This is a genomic window from Pediococcus claussenii ATCC BAA-344 (genome assembly GCF_000237995.1).
Taxonomy (GTDB): Bacteria; Bacillota; Bacilli; order Lactobacillales; family Lactobacillaceae; genus Pediococcus; species Pediococcus claussenii.
Genome location: NC_016605.1, coordinates 1,261,986 through 1,288,273, shown reverse-complemented (window position 1 = coordinate 1,288,273; position 26,288 = coordinate 1,261,986). Strand labels below are relative to the sequence as shown.

Here is a 26,288-nt window from a genome sequence, read left to right as displayed (position 1 = left end):
CAGAACTCCTCTGCAACTGAATAGTTAACTCAATGTATTCTATCAAAATTAGGTATTCACAAGAACGCCTAAAGATTACTTTTAGCAAAGCTTAATAAACGAAGTTAAGTATACCATATTGATTTAATTACAATATTTCATCGATCCAGTTCAAAGCGAGCGCCGGCCACTTAGCAATTCGGGAGTTAATCATATCGTCATTTCTAGCAGTTAACTTATTTGCCAATGCCATACCATGTGGACCATGTGAGAAGATATGAATTTCAGTAGTTACTCCGGCATTTACCAATGCTTGATAGTATTTTAAACTGTTTTTCGAAGGCACAAGTTGATCATCTTGGGTAGTCCAAATAAAACTTGGTACGTTGGAAGCTGTGACGTTTTGATCTGCAGCGTAGCGTTCGGGTTCATTTGTCCATTTTACAAGAGTTGCTGAATCTGGGAATCCTAGGAAGGGACTAATTACTGGATATCCTAAAATTGTAGCAGCCACTTTTAATTGGTCATGGGTTGAATCTACTTTTTGGGATAGCCATTCGGAGTTCCAATAGTTATTGTAGTTGCTTACGATGTGTCCACCAACAGAAAAGCCCATTAATATAATTTTTGACGGATCGATATTCCAATCATTAGAATGGCTTTTGGCATAAACGACAGATTGAGCTAGTTCAATAATGGGATTTGGAAACAGCGGTTCTTTTTCACCTATAAACGAATATCGTAAAATAGCAACTTGAAAGCCTGCTGCGATGAAACGTAGTGCAACAGTTTCGGATTGTTCAGTTGGAATATGGGTGTAGCTTCCTCCGGGAACGAAAATTAATAGTGGACGGTTTTTAATTTTTCCAGTTGCGTCTGTCTCTTGTAGATAACTTGTTAATGTTGCCGAACTGTTAGAACTGAGTGTAATGGTGTTTACTTGCATAAAAATGCCTCCTAGCTAATTGTCAAAGAATTAAAGTTACGATGACAAGTTATATATTTACTATTTGTAATAGTTTCTATTGTATAGTATTTGTATGAACTTAGAGGAGATATTGTATCATGAATATAGAACTAAGAAGGACTACGACCGCAGATTTCAATCGTTATTTTGAAATATTATCAAATAAAGAAGTTCCGCAAGAAGTAGGCTTGCCCCGATTTGATAGCGAAATTGCAAAGCAAATTCACTTCAATGCAGTTCTAAGTAATCGTTTTAGTTATGGGATTTTTGAGTCGGAAAATTTTATTGGAATTATTACATTAAGTCCAAATATACCGGATGAGGGAATCTTTGAGCTAGGATATTTTTTAGATAAATATTTTTGGAACCAACACATAATGACGGATGCGATCAGAAAATTTATTGGGATCATAAAAAATGCTGACCCTCTAATTACTGTAATGATTGCCAATACATGGGTTACCAATGTTGCATCAAAAAAAGTGCTTGAGAATAATGGTTTTCATTTTAGTGAACAAATCATCGAAACATCAGCATACGATTTTTTGCCGCATAAGGTTGATCAATTCAAATTGAACCTTGCGGAATGGTAATAAATTCTCTATAATCAAATACATCGAAAGAAGAGGTTGCTTCAAACATTAGTAGGTGATTAAGACGAAAAGCGTCGAAGATGTCATGCGAAAGGGTGCGAAGCCGAAACTAGCATGCGCTTTTTCAATTGTTGGTTGGGGCACATTTTAACAGAGTGTGAACTGTCGTAACCAGATACGGTTGCGGAGCGCTATCTACGATTTGACTAGTGATACTAACGGGTCTTTTTGTGAGCGGATGCTTTCAAGAAGACTTTTTTTATTGCATAAAGGTTGAAATTAGCGCCTTCTGCGAATTTTAAGGAGGTCATTTTATGGCAAAGGAAGTTGAGGAAAACAATCAAGTTGAAAGAGCGCTTAAAACCCGCCATATTTCAATGATTGCGTTAGGAGGAAGTATTGGAACTGGTTTATTTGTTGCAAGTGGATCAGCCATTTCAACAGCCGGTCCTGGTGGAGCATTATTTGCGTATGTTGCAATGGGAATTATGGTGTACTTCTTAATGACAAGTTTGGGAGAAATGGCAACTTATATGCCAGTCTCTGGTTCGTTTGCAACGTATTCAACTAAATATGTTGATCCGGCGTTTGGATTTGCCATGGGTTGGAATTATTGGTTTAATTGGGCAATAACTGTAGCCGTTGACATTAGTACAATTTCACTTATTATGAAATTTTGGCTACCAGATATTCCAGGATGGATATGGAGTATGGTGGCTTTAGTGGTAATCTTTTTAGTTAATGCTTTGACAGTTAAGGCTTTTGGTGAAGCGGAATACTGGATTGCCATAATTAAAGTTGTAACAGTTATTGTATTCTTGATTGTAGGTGTTTTGACGATTGTTGGAATTATGGGTGGACATGCAACACTACTTGAAAACTTCGTGTATAAAAAAGCACCGTTTGTTGGTGGTATTCCATCGGTTTTGGGTGTTTTTGTAGTTGCAGGTTTTTCGTTTCAAGGAACCGAATTAATCGGAATTACAGCTGGGGAGTCTGAAACTCCTGAAAAAAGCGTTCCTAAGGCAGTTAACCAAGTCTTCTGGCGAATTTTGCTTTTTTATATTCTCGCAATTTTTGTTATTGCATGTATCGTTCCATACACAAGCCCAGATTTATTAGGGTCCTCAGCCAGCGACATTAAAATTAGTCCGTTTACTCTAGTGTTTAGAAGAGCGGGATTAGCTGGGGCTGCTGGCGTTATGAATGCTGTTATTTTGACGTCTGTTCTGTCATCAGCAAATTCGGGTATGTATGCCTCAACAAGAATGCTTTATTCGATGGCTAAACAAGGATATGCGGCTAAGTTCTTCGAAAGAACTACAAAACGTGGAATTCCCTTGGCAGCTCTTGTTGGTACAACAATTGTTGGATTGCTAACGTTTATTGCAAGTATTGAAGGACCTGAGATTTATATGTGGCTCGTTGCAGCAAGTGGTTTAACTGGATTTGTTGCTTGGGTAGGGATTGCAGTATCTCATTGGCGGTTTAGAAGAGCCTACGTTAAGCAGGGAAAAGATTTAGCAGATTTAAAATACCGTGCTAAATGGTTCCCAGTTGGTCCTTTGTTTGCTTTTGTTTTAAGTATTGTTGTTATTATTGGACAGGATTTAGACGCAGTTAAACATTTGAATTGGGAAGCAATGGGTATTACTTACATGTCGATCCCACTATTCATTATTTTGTTCCTATACTATAAGATAAAATACAAGACTCATTTGATTCCGTTAGATGAAGTTGATCTAAGCAAACCAGATATCACTAAAGAATAGAAAAATCAAGATATTGTTTTGAATCAGAATGATGATACAATATGTAGTGCTGATGTTATGAATAGTTACTATAGATGAACATTATTTTTAATTCAAAAGGGGAACAAACATGATTGCATTATCAGGACCAATTGGGGCAGGGAAAACAACTCTTACCGAGTTACTTACTAAGCATTGGGATAGCCAAGCTTATTATGAGTCAGTTGACGATAACAAGATTTTGCCGTTATTTTACAAAGATCCAAAACGGTACGCATTTTTGCTTCAGATTTATTTTTTAAATAAGCGGATGGATAGTATCAAGGCTGCCTCTGGCTTGTCGCGAAGCGTAATGGATCGTTCAATTTATGAGGATTCACTGTTGTTTCATTTAAATGCCGACATGGGTAGAGCAACTGATACAGAAGTTTCAATCTATGATTCACTGTTAAGTAACATGATGGAAGAATTGCCTAGGCTTTCATATCAGAAAAATCCTGATTTGTTAATTCATATTGATATTTCTTTTGATACAATGTTAAAGCGAATTAAAAAAAGGGGTCGATCATATGAGCAGATTGATGCCGATCCTGAATTGTACGATTATTATAAGACTTTGAATCAACGTTATGTTAAGTGGTTTGACAAATATGATCAAAGTCCCAAGATTAAGATTAACGGTGATCAACTTGATTTTGTTGAGAGTGTTGATGCACGTGCTAAGGTTTTAGATCTAATTGATGCAAAAGTTGCAGAAATGTAATTAATTACGTACAATGTCTTTAGAGAAAACGCGATACGTTTAAAGTAGGTTAACAGAGAGGCGATGTTGATGGGAGTCGCTAACCGAAACTCCGACGTTGAATGCGGGTGAGTAGTGTCACACGGTGATTCCGTTATCATCTCTTTTGAGTGTACTGTATTTTTGCAGTGAACTTGGGTGGTACCGCGAAACGAGCCTCTTCGTCCCATGATTTTTGGGAGAGAGGCTCGTTTTTTTATGATATAAGGAGGAATTTATATGTTAGATTTAAAGCTAATTAGAAATAATCCAGATGATATTAAGGCTAAGTTGGCTACACGTGGTGTAAAAGGCGAGACAATTGACAAGTTAATTGCAAAGGATGAAGAACGGCGTGATTTAATCGTTAAAAGTGAAAATTTAAAAAAGTTACGCAACGAGGTTTCTGATCAAATTTCGCTTAAGAAACGTCAAAAAGAAGATGCAACAGAACAAATCAAGGAAATGCAATCCGTAAGTAAGGATATTAAAGAACTCGATGAAAAACTACAGAACTCAGCCAAAGAGGTTGATGATATGGCTGCGCATTTACCAAATATTCCACATCCAGACGTTCCAGTTAGTCTAACGGAAGAGGGAAGCGTTGAATTGCGCAAGGACGGTCAACCAAGAAAGTTTGACTTTGAACCAAAACCTCATTGGGAAATCGGTGAAAAACTTGGAATCTTGAATTTTGAACGAGCAGCTAAAGTTTCAGGAAGCCGTTTTGTTTATTATATTGGGGATGGAGCTCGATTAGAACGAGCTATATACAATTTTTTCCTAGATCAAAATAACAAAGCTGGTTTTACTGAAGAGATTACACCATATATGGTGAATGATGCTTCAATGTTTGGTACCGGACAGTTTCCTAAGTTCAAGGAAACACACGCAGGATATGAGATTGCTGGTGAAAACTTAACTTTAATTCCTACTGCTGAGGTACCTTTGGTAAATTATTATCGTGATGAAATTTTAGATAATGAACAACTACCTATTAATGTAACGGCTTTATCACCTGCATTTCGTTCGGAGGCCGGAAGTGCTGGTCGCGACACTCGGGGGTTGATCCGGATGCACCAATTTAATAAAGTGGAAATGGTTAAAGTAGTAAGACCTGAAAATTCCTGGAATGAGTTAGAAAATCTAACTGAACATGCTGAAAGCTTATTGCACAAGTTGGATCTTCCTTATCGTGCAATCACGTTGACTACCAGTGATATGAGTTTCACTGCTGCAATGACTCATGATTTGGAGGTTTGGATCCCAGCCCAAAATACTTACCGCGAGATATCAAGTTGTTCAAACTGTACAGATTTCCAAGCTCGTCGTGCCCATATTAGGTATCGCGATGAAAATGATAAGCTACAATATGTGCATACTTTGAATGGTTCCGGTTTGGCTGTTGGACGCACAGTAGCTGCAATTTTGGAAAACTTCCAAAACGAAGATGGTTCCGTAAATATTCCTGAAGCATTGGTCCCTTACATGGGTGGGCAAACAGTTATTAAATAATGCTAGTGAGATTAGAATGATGCGAGCTCCTGTTGATGATTTATTCATTGAATTGGAGTTCGTTTTTTGATGTTTTGTTTTAAAGGTAACCTTTAAAACATAAGATATTTACAAATAAAAACTATTTGATTCTTCATTATTTTCAAAAACATGTTGACAGATGAACCATTAATCGGTAATATTTATAAATGTGTTCACGGAGGATTAGCTCAGCTGGGAGAGCATCTGCCTTACAAGCAGGGGGTCACAGGTTCGAACCCTGTATCCTCCATGGAACTTCGGTTCTATGGTACCATCCATTATGAACATGTTTGCGGGCGTGGCGGAATTGGCAGACGCGCAAGATTTAGGTTCTTGTATCGAAAGGTGTGGGGGTTCGAATCCCTTCGCCCGCATTGTGAGGCCGACTTAGCTCAGTTGGCAGAGCACCTGTCTTGTAAACAGGGGGTCGGAGGTTCGAATCCTCTAGTCGGCATTTTATTTTTTTGCGGAAGTAGTTCAGTGGTAGAACATCACCTTGCCATGGTGGGGGTCGCGGGTTCGAATCCCGTCTTCCGCTTTTTGCACCCATAGCGCAATTGGATAGAGTGTCTGACTACGAATCAGAAGGTTGCAGGTTCGACTCCTGCTGGGTGCATCGTTTACCAGAATGTTGAAAAACGTTCTGGTTTTTATTTACACTTTTTCCGTTAGTGCTAAAATAAATATATTACGGGAAGTAGCTCAGCTTGGTAGAGCACCACGTTCGGGACGTGGGGGTCGCAGGTTCAAATCCTGTTTTCCCGATTTGGTTGGAACTGTTGCAAAACTTGATTTTGAAACGGTTCTTTTTTTGTCTCATGATTTTTTAGAAATAAAGACTTGTTAATATGCTGGTTAAATGTATGACAGATTTAAGTTAGTACTATTTTTTTGCATTTTAATAAAATTCTCGTATAATGATAGTCAACATTAGTCAAAGCTTGGAGGTGATTGCAGTGCAAGGACAAAATATTTCGGATATCATTGAACGATATTTGAAAAGCATTCTCGCTGATTCTGAGGAGGTCGAGATTCGACGTTCAGAAATAGCCAATCAATTTGACGTTGTTCCGTCGCAGATTAATTATGTGATTAAAACACGCTTTACTATCCAAAATGGGTATGTAGTTGAAAGTAAGCGTGGTGGTGGCGGTTATATCAGAATTGAAAAAGTTAACTTACTAGAGGATATAGATGTATTAGATTCATTGATCGAGGTTATTGGTGATTCGATTAATGCTCGCGATGCCACTTCAATCATCGGTAGTTTATATGAAGATGATGTTCTGAATAAACGTGAAATGAATCTGGTATTATCTGCTATTGATAAAACGACACTTGCTTTTGGTGATCGTGATATTGAAAACAAGATTCGAGCACGTATTTTAATTGGTATCTTAAATCACTTAAGGTATGAGGATTAAGAAAGTTTGGTGGGGACATGGATAACTTATTTACACCCAGTGCAAAAAATGTATTAATGATTGCACAGGAACAAGCAAAGAAATTCAAACATCCAGCAGTTGGAACTGAGCATTTATTACTAGCACTCACAATTGAGCAAAATGGAGTTGCTAAAAGTGTATTGGACCAATTTAACGTTCAAGAAGTGGATGTAACAGAAGAAATTGAAAGTTTCACAGGATATGGTAACCTGACTTCTCGTAAGAATGATTACTTACCTTATTCTCCTAAGGCAAAAGAAATTTTGAGTTTGGCAGGTGACGAAGCTAAACAATTAAAGTCAAGCAAGATTGGAACTGAGCATTTGCTATTGGCCCTGTTACAGGATGATTCGATTTTATCGTCTAGAATTCTAGCAGCGCTTGATATTAGTGTGAGCGATGTGCAAAAGGTTGCGCTACGTAAGCTTGGTGTTAATCCAGCGGTGCGCGCTCGTCAAGCTCGTCAACGTCAAACTAATGGTGGGCAAAGTAGTGCAACGCCAACTTTAGATTCAGTTGCAAGAGACCTAACTGAAATGGCCGCAGAAGGGCAGATTGACCCTGTTGTTGGACGTAGTAAGGAAGTCCGACGAGTTATTCAGATATTAAGCAGGAGAACTAAGAATAATCCTGTATTGATTGGGGAACCAGGGGTTGGTAAAACTGCTATTGCTGAAGGATTGGCACAAAGAATCGTAGATGGTGATGTTCCCGAAGATATGCAGAATAAACGTCTGATGATGCTTGAAATGGGCTCTTTAGTGGCTGGTACAAAGTATCGTGGTGAATTTGAGGATCGTTTAAAAAAGGTGATTGAAGAGATTCGTACTGATAAAGGTATCATTCTCTTTATCGATGAATTGCACACTTTGATAGGTGCTGGTGGCGCAGAAGGGGCTATTGATGCTTCCAATATTTTGAAGCCTGCATTAGCCCGTGGCGAACTACAAACGATTGGTGCCACAACTCTAAATGAATACCAAAAATATATTGAATCAGATGCCGCCTTAGAACGACGCTTTGCGAGAGTTGAGGTAAACGAACCTACTGAGGATGAAGCAATTCAGATTTTGAAGGGGTTACGAGGTAAGTATGAAGAACACCATCACGTTGAAATAACTGATGAAGCAATTGTGGAAGCAGTAAAACTATCTTCACGTTATATTTCAGATCGTTACCTTCCTGATAAGGCAATTGATTTAATTGATGAGGCTGCCGCTAAGATTAGGATTGACGGCTCTGAAAAACCAGATTCAAAGAGCAAAAACGAGGCCAAGCTGGCAGAGTTGCGTCAGGAAAAAGAGGACGCAATTGATGCTCAAGAGTTTGAAAAAGCAGCTACAATTCGTGAAAAAGAGTTTAAGCTTGCTAAAAAAGTGGAAAAACAGAACAACGACAGTGAAAAGGCCGATAGTAAGAATGAGTATGATTTAGTTGAAACGGCGGAAAGTGTTGCTGAAATCGTTTCTGACTGGACAGGGGTTCCGTTAACTCATTTGGAACAAGCTGAATCAGATCGCCTAATTAATTTAGAAAAAACTCTGCATGAGCGAGTTATTGGACAAGACGAAGCGGTGTCGGCTGTTGCACGTGCAATAAGAAGAGCACGTTCTGGGCTAAAGGATCCTAAGCGACCTATTGGTTCGTTTATGTTTCTTGGACCTACAGGAGTTGGTAAAACCGAGTTAGCCAAGACTTTGGCTGATGTAATGTTTGGTTCTGAAGATAACATGATTCGAATTGATATGTCTGAGTACATGGAAAGGTATAGTACGAGTCGTTTAGTTGGTTCGGCGCCTGGATACGTCGGATATGATGAAGGTGGACAACTTACTGAACAGGTTCGACGTAAACCTTACTCAGTTGTGTTATTCGATGAGGTTGAAAAAGCACATCCCGATGTATTTAATCTCCTTTTGCAAGTACTTGACGATGGATTTTTAACTGACTCCAAGGGACGCAGAGTCGATTTTCGAAATACTATTTTGATAATGACTTCTAACCTAGGTGCAACAGCATTACGTGATGAAAAGTCTGTTGGCTTTGCAGCTAAGAATGCTTCTGAAGATTACAATGCAATGTCTGCTAAGGTTCGTGAGATTTTAAAGCAGAGTTTCCGTCCAGAATTCTTGAACCGGATTGATGAAACGATTATTTTCCATTCACTTACTAAGGAGGAATTACATTCAATTGTTAAATTAATGGCAAAAGATGTGATTTTGAGAATGAGTGAGCAGGGCATTAATACTAAGTTGACACCTGCCGCAATTGATGCAGTTGCAGATGCTGGATTTGATCCAGAGTTTGGGGCACGACCAATTAGGAGGGCTTTACAAACTGACGTTGAGGATAAATTGAGTGAATTAATTTTATCAGGTGAAGCTACTGTAGGTGATGACGTGACGGTCGGTGCGAGAAACGGGAAAATCACATTTAAGGTTTCTTCGGTACAAAAAAATAAAGTAAATAATTAATATAGTTGAGTGAGCTTGCCGTTTGACAAGACAAGGAAAAGTGGTTAAACTGTAATCTGTATATGTAAGTGATGCATATGGTACAGGGCGATCTATTGTCCGCTCTTGACCTGTATAGAAAAAGCAAAAACGATTCTTTTAAGTGAGTTGTTTTTGGTTTTTTTTTGCAAAAAAACAAGTCAATAGTGTAATTGTAATCAAACTGTAACATTATGTATTGGATTAATTTGGAGAGGTGACAAACTTGGCAGGACATTTAGTTAAATATGGAAAACGTCGTACTCGCCGAAGCTATGCTCGAATCAAGGAAGTACTTGATCTTCCTAATTTGATTGAGATTCAATCGGACTCATATCAATGGTTCTTGGATGAAGGGCTTCGTGAGATGTTCAACGATATTATGCCAATTGATGATTTCGCAGGAAATCTATCATTGGAATTTGTTGATTATCAACTATTAGAACCAAAGTATACCGTTGATGAAGCTCGTGAACATGAGGCAAATTATTCGGCTCCACTGCACGTTACTTTACGATTAACCAACCACGAAACTGGCGAGATTAAGTCGCAAGACGTGTTCTTTGGTGATTTTCCATTAATGACAGAACAAGGAACGTTTATTATTAATGGGGCAGAACGTGTTATTGTTTCCCAGTTGGTTCGCTCACCTGGTGTTTACTATAACGTTGAAAACGACAAAAATGGTCGTAAAATTTGGGGAACTACTGTAATTCCTAACCGTGGAGCTTGGTTGGAATATGAAACAGATGCTAAAAATATTTCGTATGTTCGAATTGACCGTACACGTAAGATTCCAATGACAGAATTGATACGTGCACTTGGTTTTGGCTCTGATGAAGAAATTATTGATATTTTAGGTGGATCAGATAGTCTTGATTTCACTCTTGATAAAGATGTTCATAAGAATCCAGAAGATTCACGTGTTGCGGAATCTTTAAAAGATATTTACGAACGTTTGCGTCCTGGTGAACCTAAGACTGCAGATAGTTCACGTAGCCTTTTAACAGCACGTTTCTTCGATCCTAAGCGTTATGATATGGCACCTGTGGGTCGTTATAAGGTTAACAAGAAGTTGAGTTTAAAGACTCGTTTGCTTGGAATGACATTGGCTGAAACTTTAGCTGACCCTGATACTGGTGAGATTATTGCTAAAAATGGTGATGTAATTTCAAAAGATGTTATGAAGAAGTTAAGTCCATTCTTAGATCGTAACGACTTTAAGACTGTGACTTATCAGCCTTCAAGTGAAGCGGTTGTCACTGAACCAATGTTGATTCAAACTATTAAAATTCAAGATCCTAGTGATCCTGAGCGTGAATTGAAGATGATTGGCAATGGCAACATTGATTTAAGTCTTAAGCACATCACACCAGCGGATATTATTGCGTCAATGAATTACTTCTTCTTGTTGCAAGAAGGTATTGGTAGTACAGATGATATTGATCATTTGGGTAACCGTCGTATTCGCTCTGTTGGTGAACTTCTTCAAAATCAATTTAGAATTGGTTTGTCAAGAATGGAACGTGTTGTTCGTGAAAGAATGTCAATTCAGGATGCTGAAACTGTTACACCACAACAATTGATTAATATCCGTCCTGTTGTGGCCTCAACTAAGGAATTCTTTGGTTCTTCACAATTATCACAATTCATGGATCAAACTAACCCACTTGGAGAACTTTCGCATAAGCGTCGTTTATCTGCGCTTGGACCTGGTGGTTTGACTCGTGACCGTGCTGGATATGAAGTTCGTGATGTTCACTATACGCATTATGGTCGTATGTGTCCGATTGAAACTCCTGAAGGACCTAATATTGGTTTGATTAATAACTTGGCCTCATATGGAAAAATCAATCGTTACGGCTTTATTGAAACACCATATCGTCGTGTTTCATGGGATGATCATAAGGTTACAGACCGAATTGACTACCTTACTGCTGATGAAGAAGATCAATTTGTTATTGCGCAAGCTAACTCTACTTTAAATGACGATGGCTCATTTGTTGACGATGTTGTTATGGCACGTCATGAAAGTGATAACATCGAAACCAGTATTGACAATGTCGATTACATGGATGTTTCGCCTAAGCAAGTTGTTGCGGTTGCTACGGCATGCATTCCTTTCTTGGAAAACGATGATTCAAACCGTGCTTTGATGGGTGCTAACATGCAACGTCAGGCTGTTCCATTAGTAGATCCACATGCCCCACTTGTTGGAACTGGTATTGAATATAAAGCTGCACATGATTCTGGTGTTGCTCTTCTTTGCCAACACGCAGGAATTGTTGAATATGTTGATGCTCGTGAGATCCGTGTTCGTCGTGATGATGGCGCACTTGATACTTACAAGTTAATGAAGTTCCGTCGTTCTAATGGTGGTAAAAACTACAACCAACGCCCAATTATTCATGTTAATGATAAGGTTGATGCTGACGAAGTATTAGCTGATGGACCTTCCATGGAATTGGGTGAGTTAGCTCTTGGGCAAAACCCACTGATCGCATTTATGACATGGCAAGGTTATAACTTTGAAGATGCGATTGCGATTAACGAACGATTAGTTCGCGATGACGTATATACTTCAATTCATATTGAAGAGTACGAATCAGAAGCGCGTGATACAAAGCTTGGACCTGAAGAAATGACCCGTGAGATTCCTAACGTTGGTGAAGATGCTCTTCGTAATCTTGATGAAGATGGAATTGTCCGTATTGGTGCTGAAGTTGAAGACGGTGACATTTTGGTTGGTAAGGTTACGCCTAAGGGAGTTACTGAATTATCGGCTGAGGAACGTTTACTACATGCAATTTTTGGGGAAAAAGCCCGAGAAGTTCGTGATACTTCGCTCCATGTACCACATGGTGGTGGCGGTATTATCCAAGATGTTAAGATTTTCACTCGTGAAAATGGTGATGAATTATCACCTGGCGTAAATATGATGGTCCGTGTTTACATTGCTCAGAAACGTAAGATTCAAGTTGGTGATAAGATGGCCGGACGTCATGGTAATAAGGGTACCGTTTCAGTTGTTATTCCTGAAGAAGATATGCCATACATGCCAGATGGTACACCAGTTGATATTATGTTGAGTCCAATGGGTGTACCTTCCCGTATGAATATCGGACAAGTTCTTGAATTACATTTAGGAATGGCTGCTCGTAACTTAGGTATTCATGTGGCAAGCCCCGTTTTTGATGGCGCTCAAGATAAAGATATTTGGGATGCTGTTAGTGAAGCTGGTATGGATTCAGATGCCAAAACCGTTTTATATGATGGTAGAACTGGTGAACCATTTGAACAACGTGTTGCTGTTGGTGTTATGCACTATATGAAACTTGCTCACATGGTTGATGATAAGATCCATGCCCGCTCAATCGGACCATACTCACTCGTTACACAACAACCACTTGGTGGTAAAGCACAATTTGGTGGACAACGTTTTGGTGAAATGGAAGTTTGGGCGCTTGAAGCTTATGGAGCTGCTTATACATTACAAGAAATTCTCACTTATAAATCAGATGACGTTGTTGGTCGTGTAAAGACGTATGAAGCAATCGTCAAGGGTGAACCAATTCCTCGTCCTGGTGTTCCTGAATCATTCCGGGTTCTTGTTAAAGAGTTACAAGCACTTGGATTAGATATGAAGGTTCTAGGTAGTGATAATCAAGAAGTTGAATTACGTGAATTAGACGATGAAGATGACGACATTGTTAACGTTGATGCTTTAGCTAAGTTTGCTGAACGTCAAAAGGAAGCAAATGCCACGGATGCATCGAGTTCTAAGAACGCTAATTCAGTTGAGACTGAAAGTAATCAAAAATAATAGGAGGTTAGTCTGTTGATCGATGTTAATAAATTCGAGAGTATGCAAATTGGTTTAGCATCACCCGACAAGATTCGTATCTGGTCATACGGTGAAGTTAAAAAACCTGAAACAATCAACTATCGAACACTTAAGCCTGAAAAAGACGGATTGTTTGATGAACGAATTTTCGGACCAACCAAAGATTATGAATGTGCCTGTGGTAAGTACAAACGTATTCGTTATAAGGGCATTGTTTGTGATCGTTGCGGTGTTGAAGTTACAAAGTCAAAAGTTCGTCGTGAACGTATGGGTCATATCGAACTTGCAGCTCCTGTAACTCATATTTGGTACTTCAAGGGTATCCCTAGTCGTATGGGACTTGTTTTGGATATGAGTCCTCGTTCACTTGAAGAAATCATTTACTTCGCTTCATATGTTGTTATTGATGGCGGCAAAACACCACTTGAAAAGAAGCAATTGTTAACTGAACGTGAGTATCGTGACAAGTTAGCCGAATATGGTAATGAGTTTGTCGCAAAAATTGGTGGAGAAGCTATTCATGCTCTTTTGGCAACCGTTGATTTAGAAAAAGAAGCGGCTGACTTAAAAGAAGAACTAAAGGAAGCTTCTGGACAAAAACGAACTCGTGCAGTTCGTCGTTTGGACATCGTTGAAGCCTTCATTAAGTCTGGTAATAAACCAGAATGGATGGTAATGGATGCAATTCCAGTTATTCCACCTGATTTACGTCCAATGGTTCAATTGGATGGTGGCCGTTTTGCAACTTCTGATTTGAATGATTTATACCGACGGGTAATTAACCGTAACAATCGACTTAAACGTTTGTTAGACCTGAACGCTCCTGGTATTATTGTCCAAAATGAAAAGCGTATGTTGCAGGAAGCAGTTGATGCTTTGATTGATAATGGTCGTCGTGGTCGTCCCGTTGCTGGTCCTGGTAACCGTCCTTTGAAGTCACTTTCACACATGCTTAAAGGTAAGCAAGGACGTTTCCGTCAAAACTTACTTGGAAAACGTGTTGATTATTCTGGACGTTCCGTTATTGACGTTGGACCTTCGTTGAAGATGAACCAAATGGGACTTCCAGTTCCGATGGCTATGGAATTATTTAAGCCATTTATCATGAAAGAGTTAGTCGGTCGTGGATTAGCTTCAAATATTAAGAATGCTAAACGTAAGATTGACCGCAAAGATGATGATGTATATGACGTTTTAGAAGAAGTTATCAAGGAACATCCAGTTCTTTTAAACCGAGCACCTACTTTGCATCGACTGGGTATTCAAGCTTTTGAGCCTGTCCTTGTTAGTGGGAAAGCAATGCGTTTACATCCTCTTGCCTGTGAAGCTTATAATGCCGATTTTGATGGTGACCAAATGGCTATCCATGTTCCGCTTTCAAATGAAGCACAAGCTGAAGCTCGTTTATTGATGCTTGCTGCACATCATATCTTAGCTCCTAAGGATGGAAAACCAGTTGTTACTCCATCTCAAGATATGGTTATTGGTAACTACTGGTTGACAATGGAATCAGCTGAAGTTGCCGGTGAAGGTATGATTTTTAATGATCTAAATGAAATACGTTTAGCCCTTCAAAATGGTTATGTTGAAATTCATAGTCGAATTGGTATCCGTGCCAACTCAATGGCAAAGAAACAATTCACTGATGACCAGCGTAATAAAATCTTAGTTACAACTGTTGGTAAAGTTTTATTTAATGATATCTTGCCAGAAGATTTTATCTATTTGAATGCTCCAACTAACACAAACCTTGTGGACAAGACTCCAGATGAATACTTCCTTGATTCTGGTGAGGATATTCATGCTTATCTACAACAAAAGCCTTTGATTTTACCATTTAAATCTGGATTTTTGAGTGATATTATTGCGGAAGTTTATAAGAAGTATAAAGTTACTGCAACTTCACTTTTACTTGATCGCATGAAGGATCTTGGATTTTATCGTTCTACATTATCTGGATTAACTGTTGGTATCTCTGATATCACTAATCTTCCTGATAAACCTGCAATTATTGCTGAAGCTCATAAACAAGTTGCAACTGTAACAAAACAATTCCGTCGTGGGTTGATTACAGATGACGAACGTTATGAACGTGTTATTGGTATCTGGAATGATGCTAAAGATGATATTCAACAACGTTTGATGGATAGCTTTGATTCACAGAACCCAATCTTTATGATGAGTGACTCAGGGGCTCGTGGTAATATTTCTAACTTTACCCAGCTTGCTGGTATGCGTGGATTGATGGCTGCTCCTAATGGTAAGATCATGGAATTGCCAATTCTTTCAAACTTCCGTGAAGGACTTAGTGTTTTGGAAATGTTTATTTCTACTCATGGGGCCCGTAAAGGTATGACGGATACTGCTTTGAAGACTGCTAACTCAGGTTACCTGACTCGTCGTCTTGTTGATGTTGCTCAAGATGTAATTGTTCGTGAAAAAGACTGTGGTACAGATCGTGGATTATTAATTACAGCAATTGCTGAAGGTAATGAAATGATTGAACCTCTTTACGATCGTATCTTGGGACGTTATGCAATGAAGTCAGTTTTGAATCCTGAAAACGGTGAAGTAATTGTTCCTGCTAATGCTTTGATTGATGAAGCTGCTGCGGCAGCAATCATGGAAGCTGGTATTCAAGAAGTAACAATTCGTTCAGCCTTTACATGCAACACTAAACATGGTGTGTGTGAAAAATGTTATGGTCGTAACATGGCTACTGGTGACCGCGTTGAAGTTGGAGAAGCAGTTGGTACTGTTGCTGCTCAATCAATTGGTGAACCCGGTACTCAGCTGACTATGCGTAACTTCCATACTGGTGGTGTTGCTGGTAGCGAAGATATTACTCAAGGATTGCCACGTATTCAAGAAATTGTTGAATCACGTAATCCTAAAGGACGTGCTGAAATTTCCGAAGTCACTGGTACGGTCGAATCAATTGAGGAAGACCCAGCTGAAAGGACTAAGGATATTACGATCAAGGGCGAAAATGATACACGAACATATACGTTACCAATTATGGCACGAATGCGTGTTGCTGAAGGTGACTATATCCATCGTGGTTCAGCTCTTAATGAGGGTTCAATCGATCCTAAGGAACTTCTTAAAGTTCGAGATGTACTTTCAACCGAAAACTACCTGCTAAGTGAAATTCAAAAAGTTTACCGTATGCAAGGTGTAGAGATTAGTGATAAGCACGTTGAAATCATGATTCGTCAAATGCTTCGTAAGGTCCGTGTCATGGATCCTGGTGATACTGATATTTTACCTGGTACATTAATGGATATTGATGATTTTAAACAAGGAAATTACCAAACATTAATTAACGGTGGTATTCCTGCAACATCACGTCCCGTTATTCTTGGTATTACGAAGGCTGCTTTGGAAACAAATAGTTTCTTGTCGGCTGCTTCATTCCAGGAAACAACTCGTGTTCTTACGGATGCCGCTATTCGTGGTAAGAATGATCCACTAGTTGGTCTTAAGGAAAATGTTATCATTGGTAAGATTATTCCTGCTGGTACTGGTATGGGTGATTACCGTCATATTAAGCCAGAAGTTGTGGGAGCTGCAGTTGACAGTCAACCACAATCATTGAGCGATGTTGAAAAAGAATTAAATACAAATGAAACTGCTAAATAATTAAACAGTTCCTGTTAAAAGCGTGTGAATAATTACTCACACGCTTTTTTGTATGAGCAAAATAATAATAAAACCTGCACTTAAAAAAGGGACAAAAGGAATAGGAAACTTATTTTTGATGAACGGGTAGAGGAGTATAACAAAACAACATGCTATAAAAATGATTTTGACTGTAAAGACCCAAGAACCAATTTGTAAGAATAAAAGGATAAGAAGTATATCTCCCACGCCAAATTGACGCGTTATTAATCTAGGGACCATATCAAAGAAGTTGATTAGTATAGCTAAAAAAAGTAATAATAAAGAAGAAAAGCTTGGATGTATAAGCAAAAGAACAATTTGTACTATTAAAATTGGCATCGAGTTTAACGACTTAGTTGCAAGATCCTCTGCAGAAAGGAACAGCAGAAGGAAGAAAACAAAAAATAATAGTAAGTCAAAGGTTTGAGCAACAAATACTGTGGTCAAACTACCAATTGACAGTTCTAAAGGGACCGAATAAATTGGAATTTGTAACTGACAGTGTTTACATTTTCCATGCATTAAAAAGAAACCTAATATGGGAATCAGTGCACGTAAAGGGAGAGGGAAACTACAGAAGTCGCAATAGGATCGGGGATGTAGAATAGAAAGTGATCTTTGTTCTCGAAATACTACCAGACCCAGAAAAGAGCCATAAGAGGCCCCTAAGATAAATATTAAACTGAAAAATCGAATCATGTGAAAATCTCCTTAATAAAATTGTGAGTTAACATGAGATAAATACGTGAAATTTCTTTAGGTTCTTCTTGCAAAGAATTATTTAGCGTGATATTCTAATAGAGGTGCTTTTTGTGGACAGATTTCTGCGATTGCAGACATGCTGACTGGAAACGTTAGCCCTTGCCCATATTCGAGGCTATTTTTATTTAATTAAAAATGAACCGCCTGGATATGTGTGCTTAAATAATTTATGAAAACTTTTTTATTGGAAGGAGAAACATCGATGCCTACAATTAACCAATTGGTTCGTAAAGGTCGTCATTCACACAGTTCCAAATCAAAGGCTCCTGCGTTGAATTTCGGTTACAACAGTATGAAAAAGACAACGGTTAACAACCCTGCACCTCAAAAGCGTGGAGTTGCTACTCGTGTTGGTACTATGACACCAAAGAAGCCTAACTCGGCTTTACGTAAATACGCGCGTGTGCGTTTATCTAACTTGATCGAAGTTACTGCTTATATCCCAGGTATTGGTCATAACCTTCAAGAACATAGTGTTGTCTTGATCCGTGGTGGTCGTGTTAAGGATTTACCTGGTGTGCGTTATCACGTTATCCGTGGTGCACTTGATACTGCCGGTGTTACAGATCGTAAACAAAGCCGTTCTAAATACGGTACAAAGAAACCTAAGAAGTAAGGAGGCTGTTTAAATGCCAAGAAAAGGTCCAGCGCCAAAACGTGAAGTTTTGCCAGATCCAATGTATAACTCAAAGCTTGTTACTCGTTTAATCAACCGTTTGATGTTAGATGGTAAGCGTGGAACAGCTTCAAAGATTTTGTATGGTGCTTTTGACATCATCAAATCAGAAACAGGTTCAGAACCAACTGAAGTGTTTGAAGAAGCAATGAACAACATCATGCCAGTCCTTGAAGTTAAGGCTCGTCGTGTTGGTGGTTCTAACTACCAAGTTCCAATTGAAGTACGTCCAGATCGTCGTACAACTCTTGGACTTCGTTGGTTAGTTAACTACTCACGTCTACGTGGTGAACACACAATGACAGAACGTCTTGCACGTGAAATCATGGATGCTGCCAACAATACTGGTGCATCTGTTAAGAAACGTGAAGATACACATAAGATGGCTGATGCTAACCGTGCTTTTGCACATTACCGTTGGTAAAATCTTTAGTAGTTGCCTAACTAGTGCAACACTTGTGACTATTATATGATTGCATATAGTAGTCATTTTTTCTAAGTCTAGTAATTGACTGATTTATTTCGGAAGGAGAAATATTAATATAATGGCTAAACGTGAGTTTCCTCTAGAAAAAACTCGTAATATCGGTATCATGGCTCATATTGATGCTGGTAAAACAACCACTACAGAGCGTATCTTGTACTATACTGGTAAGATTCACAAGATTGGTGAAACACATGATGGTGCTTCACAAATGGACTGGATGGAGCAAGAACAAGAACGTGGTATCACAATCACATCTGCTGCAACAACTGCTGCATGGAAAGGTTTCCGTGTTAATATCATTGATACACCGGGACACGTTGATTTCACTGTTGAAGTTGAACGTTCACTCCGTGTTTTAGATGGTGCTGTTGCAGTTCTTGATGCACAGGCTGGTGTAGAACCTCAAACAGAAACTGTTTGGCGTCAAGCATCAGATTATAGTGTTCCTCGTATTGTGTTTGCTAATAAGATGGATAAGTTAGGTGCTGATTTTGACTTTTCTGTACAATCAATTCGTGATCGTTTACAAGCTAATGCACTTCCTATTCAAATGCCAATTGGTGCTGAGGATGACTTCGAAGGAGTTATTGATTTAGTTGAAATGAAGGCTGACTTGTACGACGAGGATGAGTTGGGAACAGAATGGGATACAGTTGACATCCCAGATAAATACAAAGAAGAAGCTGAAAATCGTCGGAATGAAATGATCGAACAACTGGCTGATATTGATGAAAATATCATGGAAAAGTACTTAGGTGGAGAAGAGATTTCCGTTGACGAAATCAAAGCTGCTATCCGTAAGGGTACTTTGGCACTTGAACTATTCCCAGTGCTTGCTGGTTCAGCCTTTAAGAATAAGGGTGTTCAAATGATGTTGGATGCGGTTATTGATTACCTACCATCACCACTTGATGTTAAGCCTTACAAAGCAACTGACCCTGACACTGATGAGGAAATCGATTTAGTTGCTGGCGATGATAAGACATTTGCTGCTCTTGCATTTAAGGTTGCAACTGATCCATTCGTTGGTCGTTTAACATTTATTCGTGTTTATCAGGGTACTTTGGAATCAGGTTCATATGTTCTTAATGCTACTAAGGACAAGCGTGAACGTGTTGGTCGTTTGCTACAAATGCATTCTAACCAACGTCAAGAGATCTCAGAAGTATTTTCAGGTGATATTGCAGCTGCAATTGGTTTGAAGAATACAACAACTGGTGATTCACTTACTGATCCAAATCATCCATTGCACTTGGAATCAATGGAATTCCCAGATCCAGTTATTCAAGTTGCTGTTGAGCCAAAATCAAAAGCTGACCAAGATAAGATGGATGTTGCCCTCCAAAAACTTGCTGAAGAAGATCCAACTTTCAAGGCTGAAACAAACCCTGAAACTGGTGAAACAATCATTGCTGGTATGGGTGAATTACATTTGGATATTATCATTGATCGTATGAAACGTGAATTTAACGTGGAAGCAACAATTGGTGCTCCTCAAGTTTCATATCGTGAAGCATTTACTAAGAAGACTTCCGCACAAGGTAAGTTTGTGCGTCAATCTGGTGGTAAAGGTCAATATGGTGATGTTTGGATTGAATTCGAACCTAATGAAGAGGGTAAAGGATTTGAATTTGAAGATGCTATTGTTGGTGGTGTTGTTCCTCGTGAATATATTCCATCAGTTGAACAAGGTTTGAAAGAAGCTTTGAACAATGGTGTCCTTGCGGGTTACCCATTGGTTGACTTGAAGGCAAAACTTTATGATGGTAGTTATCATGAAGTCGATTCTAGTGAGGCTGCCTTTAAGGTTGCCGCTTCAATCGCTTTACGTGAGGCTTCAAAAACTGCTGCTCCCGTTATCTTAGAACCAATTATGAAGGTTGAAATCCGTGTTCCTGAAGAATACATGGGCGATATTATGGGACAAGTTACAGCTCGTCGTGGACGTGTTGACGGTATGGAAGCCATTGCTGGTGCTGAAGAAATTCATTCATACGTTCCATTATCTGAAATGTTTGGCTATGCAACAACTCTTCGTTCTGCATCACAGGGTCGTGGTACATTTACTATGACTTTTGATCATTACGAAGCTGTTCCTAAGTCAATTCAAGAAGATATCATCAAGAAGAATGGTGGGCACGCTGAATAAGCGTTGCTAAATTTAGCTTTGGTAAAAAGAGAAATCAATTATTGATTTCTCTTTTTTTGTCTCATGATATTTTTAATTGAAGTTTGATACATTAATATAGAATTGTTTTATTAATTACTTCTCGAATTTTGTTTAGAAAATGGTTTAAGTGGTACACTAATTTATTGTGTAGTTATAAATTAAGGGAAGTGATATTAATGAGTTTCTTTGGAACAACGTTTTCTTCTTTAAGAAATAGAAACTTTAGATATTTTTGGATTGGGCAGTGTCTTTCTGTCATGGGAACTTGGATTCAACGTACTGCTCAAACGTGGTTAGTTTATCAAATGACAAAATCTGCTCTTTTAGTGGGTGTATTATCTGCAAGTCAGTTTGTGCCAATACTTTTGTTAACTCTGGTTGCGGGCACTCTGATTGATCAAATTCCAAAGAGAAAAATACTTTTGTTTACGCAGTTTGGTTTTCTTGTTCTTGGATCAATCATGACGTTGATAGTCTATTTGAAAATAGTTCAATATTGGGAAATATTGGCCATTGCAATCGGATACGGTGTTCTTCAAAGTTTTGACACACCGGCTCGCCAATCTTTTGTGGTTGAATTAGTTGGTCAGAAGGATTTGATGAATGGTATTTCATTAAATTCAACGGTCTTTAATCTTGCTAAAATAGTTGGACCGTCTTTAGCTGGAATTTTAATGGTTCAGTATGGAGTAGCATTTTGCTTTTTAGTAGATACAATTAGTTATATTGCAATATTAATAGGATTGTTCTTTATCCAGCAGGATCACCCATTAGCTACTAGATCACATCAACGTGTTTGGACGGATGTTAAGGATGGATTGAGCTATGTGTGGAATACGTTCGATGTAAAATTCAGTGCTGAACTTATGTTGATAATCTCAACCTTGAGTTTCAATAATAATGTTATTCTTCCCGTTTTTGCAAAAACTGTACTGCACTCGGGAGCCCAAGCCTATGCGGGATTGATGACTGCTTCTGGTATTGGATCGTTAGTTGCAGCATTTTTAATGAGTTATCTGTCTCGGTTTGGTTTGCAAAGAAGAACTTACTTAGTTGTAGGAGTGGGATCAGCGTTGTTACAAAGTACGATGATATTTGTGCATACTTTCAATCTAGCTGCATTTGTAATGATACTAATTGGTTTTTGTAATATGATCTTTTTAAATCAATCAAATGCTTCTTTCCAATATGGAGTTCCAAGCGAGTTAAGGGGAAGAGTTATGAGCGTATATGTATTGTTAAATCAAGGTACAACACCAATTGGAAGCATGTATGCAGGTGGAATAATGGATTTTACTTCTGGAGCGTGGGGATTTCCTGGTTGTGGACTACTAGCTTTGGCGCTACTAATTCCAGTATTAATAATTAATCAGAATCATGTTAAAAGTTGGATTAATCCAATAAAAGAATAGCTACTATATAAATCAAGCTATTCAAAATTTGAATATAAGTGGAAAAGAAGAATCGATTTCTAGAAAATCAATAAAAAACCTTGTAATGGTAAGAGATTTCCTGTACTATAGACAAGTAATTGATTTTGAGACAGGGAGTAATGCGCTCTTTTGCCCCTATTAATTATGCGAGGAGTGTTGATGTAGAAGGTTGCGACACGCCCGGACGCTTTGCCACGGACGTGGCGGTAATTTCTACGGAGCAAGTCTTATTTTCAAAATAGACGAAGGAGGTAACACAATGGCAAAACAAAAAATTCGCATTCGTTTGAAAGCATACGAACATCGTATTTTAGATCAATCTGCTGACAAGATTGTTGAAACAGCAAAACGTACTGGTGCAACAATTTCGGGTCCAATCCCATTGCCAACAGAAAGAACGGTATATACGGTCTTAAGTTCACCACATAAGTTTAAAAAAGCGCGTGAACAATTCGAGATGCGTACACACAAGCGATTGATCGATATCGTTAACCCAACACCAAAGACAGTTGATTCATTGATGAAACTTGACTTGCCAAGTGGTGTAGATATTGAAATTAAGCTTTAATTACTTAGCACTACAAATAATAAAATGGAGGTGTACTCATGACCACTAAAGGAATCTTAGGAAAAAAAGTTGGAATGACTCAGGTTTTTACTGATAATGGGGAACTTGTTCCTGTTACAGTAGTTGACACAACGCCTAACGTAGTTCTCCAAGTTAAAACAGTTGAAAATGATGGTTACAGTTCAATTCAACTTGGCTTTGATGACAAACGTGAAGTATTGAGTAACAAACCTGAACAAGGTCATGTTGCAAAAGCAAACACAAATCCTAAGCGCTTCATTCATGAAATCAAAGATGTTGAGCTTGGAGATTTAAAAGTTGGCGACACATTAGCCGCTGACGTATTCGAAGCTGGAAACGTCGTTGATGTTACTGGTACCACTAAGGGACATGGTTTCCAAGGTGTTATCAAAAAAGATGGACAAAGTCGTGGTCCGATGGCACACGGTTCCCGTTATCACCGTCGTCCTGGTTCACTGGGCGCAATTATTAATCGTGTTTTCCCAGGTAAAAAATTACCAGGTCGAATGGGTAACAATACTGTTACAATTCAAAATCTTGAAATTATCAAGGCTGACACTGAAAACAACGTTCTTCTTATCAAGGGTAATGTACCTGGAGCAAAGAAGTCATACTTAGTTGTTAAAAGTTCAGTTAAGAACACTAAATAAGAGAGGAGGACCATATAGATGACTACCGTTTCACTATTTAAACAAGACGGTTCCCAAAATGGGGACGTTGAATTAAACGCTGATATTTTTGGCATTGAGCCTAATGATAATGTTGTTTTTGAAGCTGTTGTTATGCAACGTGCTTCAATGCGACAAGGTACACATGCTGTTAAAAACCGTAGCGCAGTTCGTGGTGGTGGTAAGAAGCCATGGCGCCAAAAGGGTACGGGTCGCGCTCGTCAAGGCTCGATTCGCTCTCCACAATGGCGTGGTGGTGGTATTGTATTTGGACCAACACCTCGTTCATACGCGTACAGTATTCCAAAGAAGATGCGCCGTTTAGCATTGAAGTCAGTACTTTCACAAAAAGTACTTGATGAAAGCTTAGTAGTTGTTGATGCATTTAACTTTGAAGCTCCAAAGACTAAGGAATTCGCTGGATCATTAAGCAGTCTTAAAGTTGAAAAGAAAGCATTAATAGTTCTTGAAGACGATAACGAAAGTGCTGTATTGGCTGCTCGTAACTTGGCAAACGTTAAAATTGTTTCGCCTGAAGGTATCAATGTACTTGATATTATTAGTAGCGACAAACTTGTCATTACACAAAAGGCTCTTTCTCAAGTAGAGGAGGCTCTCGCATAATGGAATCACGTGATATTATTTTGCGCCCGGTTGTTACCGAAAGTACAATGGCAACTATGGATGACAAACGTTATACATTTGACGTTGACACTCGTGCAACAAAGACGCAAGTTAAGCATGCAATCGAAGAAATCTTCGATGTAAAAGTTATAAAAGTAAACATCATGAATCTAAAAGGTAAGTTGAAGCGTCAAGGTCGTTTTGTTGGTTACACAAAGAAACGTCGTAAGGCAATCGTTACTTTATCTGCTGATTCAAAAGAAATCCAATTATTTGGTGAAGAATAAATATTAGGAGGTAAATAACGTGGGGATTAAGAAATTTAAACCAACGACCAATGCGCGTCGTGGAATGACTCAGTTGGACTATAGTGAAATCACTAAAAAAGCTCCTGAAAAGTCATTGTTAGAATCTCAAAGTCATACTGCTGGTCGTAATAATTATGGTCACATGACTGTTCGCCATCGTGGTGGTGGAAACAAACGTCAGTACCGTATTATTGATTTCAAACGTATTAAAGATGATGTTCCAGCTGTTGTTAAGGCTTTCGAATATGATCCTAATCGTACAGCTAATATTGCTTTGTTAGTTTATGCTGATGGTGTTAAGTCATATATCATCGCCCCTAAAGGCTTAAAAGTAGGCGATAAGGTTCAATCTGGACCTGATGCTGATATTAAAGTAGGTAACGCATTACCACTTACAAACATTCCAGTTGGTACAGTTATTCATAATATTGAATTAAAGCCTGGTAAGGGTGGACAATTAGTTCGTTCTGCTGGTGCTTCTGCTCAATTGCTTGGTAAGGAAGGCAAGTATGTCCTTGTTCGTTTAGCTTCATCTGAAGTACGTATGGTCTTGGCTACTAACCGTGCATCAATTGGTGCTGTTGGTAATGAAGAACATGAACTTGTAAATGTTGGTAAGGCTGGCCGTACTCGTTATGCTGGTCAACGTCCACATGTTCGTGGTTCTGTAATGAACCCTAACGATCATCCACATGGTGGTGGTGAAGGTAAGGCTCCAATTGGTCGTCCATCTCCTCTTTCTCCATGGGGTAAGAAGACTATTGGTAAGAAGACTCGTAACAAGCATAATAAGTCAAGCAAGTTTATTGTTCGTGGTCGCAAACGTGGTCGTTTAGGTAATATCTAGAACAAGTTTTCAAAGGAGGTTTAATAAATGGGTCGTAGTTTAAAAAAGGGACCATTCGCAGATGAACATCTTCTAAAGAAGATCGATGCTCAAAAGGATTCGGACAAGAAGTCAGTAATTAAGACATGGTCACGTCGTTCAACAATTTTCCCAAGCTTCATCGGCTACACAATCGCTGTGTATGACGGAAGAAAACATGTTCCAGTTTACGTTCAAGACGATATGGTCGGACATAAGCTTGGCGAATTTGTTCCAACTCGCACATTCCGTGGTCACGGTGGTGACGACAAAAAAACATCTGGTAAATAAGGAGGATGAATCATGGCTGAACAAGTTACATCGACACAAGCTACTGCAAAAACTGTTCGAATTGCTGCTCGTAAGGTTCGTCTCGTAGTCGATCTTATCAGAGGTAAGAGTGTTGCTGAAGCTTTTGCAATCTTAAAATTCACGCCACGCGGTGCTTCACCTGTAGTTGAAAAGGTTTTGAAGTCTGCAGTGGCAAACGCTGAAAACAACTTTGACTTAGATCGCGAAGATTTGGTTATTAGCAAAGCTTTTGTTAATGAAGGACCAACGTTGAAACGTTTCCGTCCCCGTGCAAAAGGTTCTGCTTCACCAATTAATAAACGTACAAGTCATATTACAGTTGTTGTATCAGAAAAATAGGAGG

21 protein-coding genes, 6 tRNA genes and 1 riboswitch are annotated in these 26,288 nt (G+C 38.8%); of the genes, 25 read left to right on the top strand and 2 right to left on the bottom strand.

Translation table 11 applies throughout. The annotated features are described in order from the left end of the window. Positions 1–127 precede the first annotated feature (127 nt). Entirely contained in the window at positions 128–925 is a 798-nt protein-coding gene (locus tag PECL_RS06370; RefSeq protein ID WP_014215747.1) for a lp_1002 family arylesterase, read from the bottom strand. A 119-nt stretch (positions 926–1,044) separates the two neighbouring features. Here PECL_RS06370 and PECL_RS09740 point away from each other — a divergent pair, with 119 nt between their 5' ends. From PECL_RS09740 to rpoC, 14 genes are all read left to right on the top strand, one after another. Then, positions 1,045–1,539 (top strand): GNAT family N-acetyltransferase, encoded by a 495-nt coding sequence (locus tag PECL_RS09740; protein ID WP_014215746.1) that lies wholly within the window; start codon positions 1,045–1,047, stop codon positions 1,537–1,539. A gap of 22 nt (positions 1,540–1,561) precedes the next feature. Beyond that, positions 1,562–1,741: riboswitch (Lysine riboswitch) on the top strand. 112 nt (positions 1,742–1,853) lie between these two features. Then, entirely contained in the window at positions 1,854–3,311 is a 1,458-nt protein-coding gene (locus PECL_RS06360) for an amino acid permease (RefSeq protein WP_014215745.1), read from the top strand. Between the two features lie 109 nt (positions 3,312–3,420). Next, entirely contained in the window at positions 3,421–4,053 is a 633-nt protein-coding gene (locus PECL_RS06355) for a deoxynucleoside kinase (RefSeq protein WP_014215744.1), read from the top strand. Positions 4,054–4,311: 258 nt separating this feature from the next. Continuing rightward, positions 4,312–5,586 carry a serine--tRNA ligase gene (gene serS / locus PECL_RS06350; RefSeq protein ID WP_014215743.1) on the top strand — a complete coding sequence of 425 codons (1,275 nt, stop codon included), beginning with the start codon at positions 4,312–4,314 and terminating at the stop codon, positions 5,584–5,586. 198 nt (positions 5,587–5,784) lie between these two features. Then, positions 5,785–5,857: transfer RNA gene (locus PECL_RS06345), tRNA-Val, on the top strand. 42 nt (positions 5,858–5,899) lie between these two features. Then, a tRNA-Leu gene (locus tag PECL_RS06340) sits at positions 5,900–5,981 on the top strand. Positions 5,982–5,988: 7 nt separating this feature from the next. Beyond that, positions 5,989–6,061 (top strand) — tRNA-Thr (locus PECL_RS06335). Between the two features lie 12 nt (positions 6,062–6,073). Beyond that, positions 6,074–6,145: transfer RNA gene (locus tag PECL_RS06330), tRNA-Gly, on the top strand. Between the two features lie 4 nt (positions 6,146–6,149). After that, positions 6,150–6,223, top strand: a tRNA-Arg gene (locus PECL_RS06325). Positions 6,224–6,298: 75 nt separating this feature from the next. After that, positions 6,299–6,372 (top strand) — tRNA-Pro (locus PECL_RS06320). Between the two features lie 191 nt (positions 6,373–6,563). Then, complete coding sequence (locus tag PECL_RS06315; RefSeq protein WP_041534633.1) at positions 6,564–7,031, top strand: CtsR family transcriptional regulator; 468 nt, start codon at positions 6,564–6,566, stop codon at positions 7,029–7,031. A 17-nt stretch (positions 7,032–7,048) separates the two neighbouring features. Further along, positions 7,049–9,526, top strand: coding sequence for an ATP-dependent Clp protease ATP-binding subunit (locus PECL_RS06310; protein WP_014215741.1), 2,478 nt, complete (start codon positions 7,049–7,051; stop codon positions 9,524–9,526). Positions 9,527–9,770: 244 nt separating this feature from the next. Beyond that, a complete protein-coding gene (gene rpoB / locus PECL_RS06305; protein ID WP_041534632.1) occupies positions 9,771–13,367 on the top strand; it encodes a DNA-directed RNA polymerase subunit beta in 3,597 nt (1,198 codons plus the stop codon). 15 nt (positions 13,368–13,382) lie between these two features. After that, a complete protein-coding gene (rpoC, locus tag PECL_RS06300) occupies positions 13,383–17,030 on the top strand; it encodes a DNA-directed RNA polymerase subunit beta' (protein WP_041534631.1) in 3,648 nt (1,215 codons plus the stop codon). Between the two features lie 36 nt (positions 17,031–17,066). Here the strand turns inward: rpoC and PECL_RS10395 are convergent, their stop codons facing one another. Then, positions 17,067–17,750 carry a prepilin peptidase gene (locus tag PECL_RS10395; protein WP_014215738.1) on the bottom strand — a complete coding sequence of 228 codons (684 nt, stop codon included), beginning with the start codon at positions 17,748–17,750 and terminating at the stop codon, positions 17,067–17,069. Positions 17,751–18,015: 265 nt separating this feature from the next. Here PECL_RS10395 and rpsL point away from each other — a divergent pair, with 265 nt between their 5' ends. From rpsL to rplV, 11 genes are all read left to right on the top strand, one after another. After that, a complete protein-coding gene (gene rpsL, locus PECL_RS06290; RefSeq protein ID WP_014215737.1) occupies positions 18,016–18,429 on the top strand; it encodes a 30S ribosomal protein S12 in 414 nt (137 codons plus the stop codon). A 13-nt stretch (positions 18,430–18,442) separates the two neighbouring features. Next, positions 18,443–18,913 carry a 30S ribosomal protein S7 gene (gene rpsG, locus PECL_RS06285; RefSeq protein WP_014215736.1) on the top strand — a complete coding sequence of 157 codons (471 nt, stop codon included), beginning with the start codon at positions 18,443–18,445 and terminating at the stop codon, positions 18,911–18,913. Positions 18,914–19,031: 118 nt separating this feature from the next. Beyond that, positions 19,032–21,125 carry an elongation factor G gene (gene fusA, locus PECL_RS06280; protein ID WP_148265546.1) on the top strand — a complete coding sequence of 698 codons (2,094 nt, stop codon included), beginning with the start codon at positions 19,032–19,034 and terminating at the stop codon, positions 21,123–21,125. Between the two features lie 197 nt (positions 21,126–21,322). Beyond that, positions 21,323–22,558, top strand: coding sequence for an MFS transporter (locus PECL_RS06275; RefSeq protein ID WP_014215734.1), 1,236 nt, complete (start codon positions 21,323–21,325; stop codon positions 22,556–22,558). Positions 22,559–22,838: 280 nt separating this feature from the next. Beyond that, positions 22,839–23,147: a 30S ribosomal protein S10 gene (gene rpsJ, locus PECL_RS06270; protein ID WP_002832277.1), complete on the top strand. Its 309-nt coding sequence runs from the start codon at positions 22,839–22,841 to the stop codon at positions 23,145–23,147. A 38-nt stretch (positions 23,148–23,185) separates the two neighbouring features. Beyond that, a complete protein-coding gene (gene rplC, locus PECL_RS06265; RefSeq protein WP_014215733.1) occupies positions 23,186–23,818 on the top strand; it encodes a 50S ribosomal protein L3 in 633 nt (210 codons plus the stop codon). Positions 23,819–23,836: 18 nt separating this feature from the next. Further along, complete coding sequence (gene rplD / locus PECL_RS06260) at positions 23,837–24,460, top strand: 50S ribosomal protein L4 (RefSeq protein WP_014215732.1); 624 nt, start codon at positions 23,837–23,839, stop codon at positions 24,458–24,460. After that, complete coding sequence (gene rplW, locus PECL_RS06255; protein WP_014215731.1) at positions 24,460–24,747, top strand: 50S ribosomal protein L23; 288 nt, start codon at positions 24,460–24,462, stop codon at positions 24,745–24,747. Before rplD ends, rplW begins: the two co-directional genes overlap by 1 nt. A 19-nt stretch (positions 24,748–24,766) precedes the next feature. Beyond that, a complete protein-coding gene (gene rplB, locus PECL_RS06250; RefSeq protein ID WP_014215730.1) occupies positions 24,767–25,615 on the top strand; it encodes a 50S ribosomal protein L2 in 849 nt (282 codons plus the stop codon). Positions 25,616–25,642: 27 nt separating this feature from the next. Further along, positions 25,643–25,924 (top strand): 30S ribosomal protein S19, encoded by a 282-nt coding sequence (gene rpsS, locus PECL_RS06245; RefSeq protein ID WP_014215729.1) that lies wholly within the window; start codon positions 25,643–25,645, stop codon positions 25,922–25,924. A gap of 12 nt (positions 25,925–25,936) precedes the next feature. Further along, on the top strand, positions 25,937–26,284 hold the full coding sequence (gene rplV, locus PECL_RS06240) for a 50S ribosomal protein L22 (RefSeq protein ID WP_014215728.1): 348 nt from the start codon (positions 25,937–25,939) through the stop codon (positions 26,282–26,284). Positions 26,285–26,288 lie beyond the last annotated feature (4 nt).

Bases quoted from the DNA above. Each gene is read 5' to 3' on its own strand.
- rplW (WP_014215731.1), top strand. From the start codon at position 24,460: ATGGAATCACGTGATATTATTTTGCGCCCGGTTGTTACCGAAAGTACA.
- PECL_RS10395 (WP_014215738.1), bottom strand. From the start codon at position 17,750: ATGATTCGATTTTTCAGTTTAATATTTATCTTAGGGGCCTCTTATGGC.
- PECL_RS06310 (WP_014215741.1), top strand. From the start codon at position 7,049: ATGGATAACTTATTTACACCCAGTGCAAAAAATGTATTAATGATTGCA.
- rplD (WP_014215732.1), top strand. From the start codon at position 23,837: ATGACTACCGTTTCACTATTTAAACAAGACGGTTCCCAAAATGGGGAC.
- rpsS (WP_014215729.1), top strand. From the start codon at position 25,643: ATGGGTCGTAGTTTAAAAAAGGGACCATTCGCAGATGAACATCTTCTA.
- rplC (WP_014215733.1), top strand. From the start codon at position 23,186: ATGACCACTAAAGGAATCTTAGGAAAAAAAGTTGGAATGACTCAGGTT.
- serS (WP_014215743.1), top strand. From the start codon at position 4,312: ATGTTAGATTTAAAGCTAATTAGAAATAATCCAGATGATATTAAGGCT.
- rpsG (WP_014215736.1), top strand. From the start codon at position 18,443: ATGCCAAGAAAAGGTCCAGCGCCAAAACGTGAAGTTTTGCCAGATCCA.
- PECL_RS06360 (WP_014215745.1), top strand. From the start codon at position 1,854: ATGGCAAAGGAAGTTGAGGAAAACAATCAAGTTGAAAGAGCGCTTAAA.
- rpsL (WP_014215737.1), top strand. From the start codon at position 18,016: ATGCCTACAATTAACCAATTGGTTCGTAAAGGTCGTCATTCACACAGT.
- PECL_RS09740 (WP_014215746.1), top strand. From the start codon at position 1,045: ATGAATATAGAACTAAGAAGGACTACGACCGCAGATTTCAATCGTTAT.
- PECL_RS06370 (WP_014215747.1), bottom strand. From the start codon at position 925: ATGCAAGTAAACACCATTACACTCAGTTCTAACAGTTCGGCAACATTA.
- rpsJ (WP_002832277.1), top strand. From the start codon at position 22,839: ATGGCAAAACAAAAAATTCGCATTCGTTTGAAAGCATACGAACATCGT.
- rplV (WP_014215728.1), top strand. From the start codon at position 25,937: ATGGCTGAACAAGTTACATCGACACAAGCTACTGCAAAAACTGTTCGA.
- PECL_RS06275 (WP_014215734.1), top strand. From the start codon at position 21,323: ATGAGTTTCTTTGGAACAACGTTTTCTTCTTTAAGAAATAGAAACTTT.
- PECL_RS06355 (WP_014215744.1), top strand. From the start codon at position 3,421: ATGATTGCATTATCAGGACCAATTGGGGCAGGGAAAACAACTCTTACC.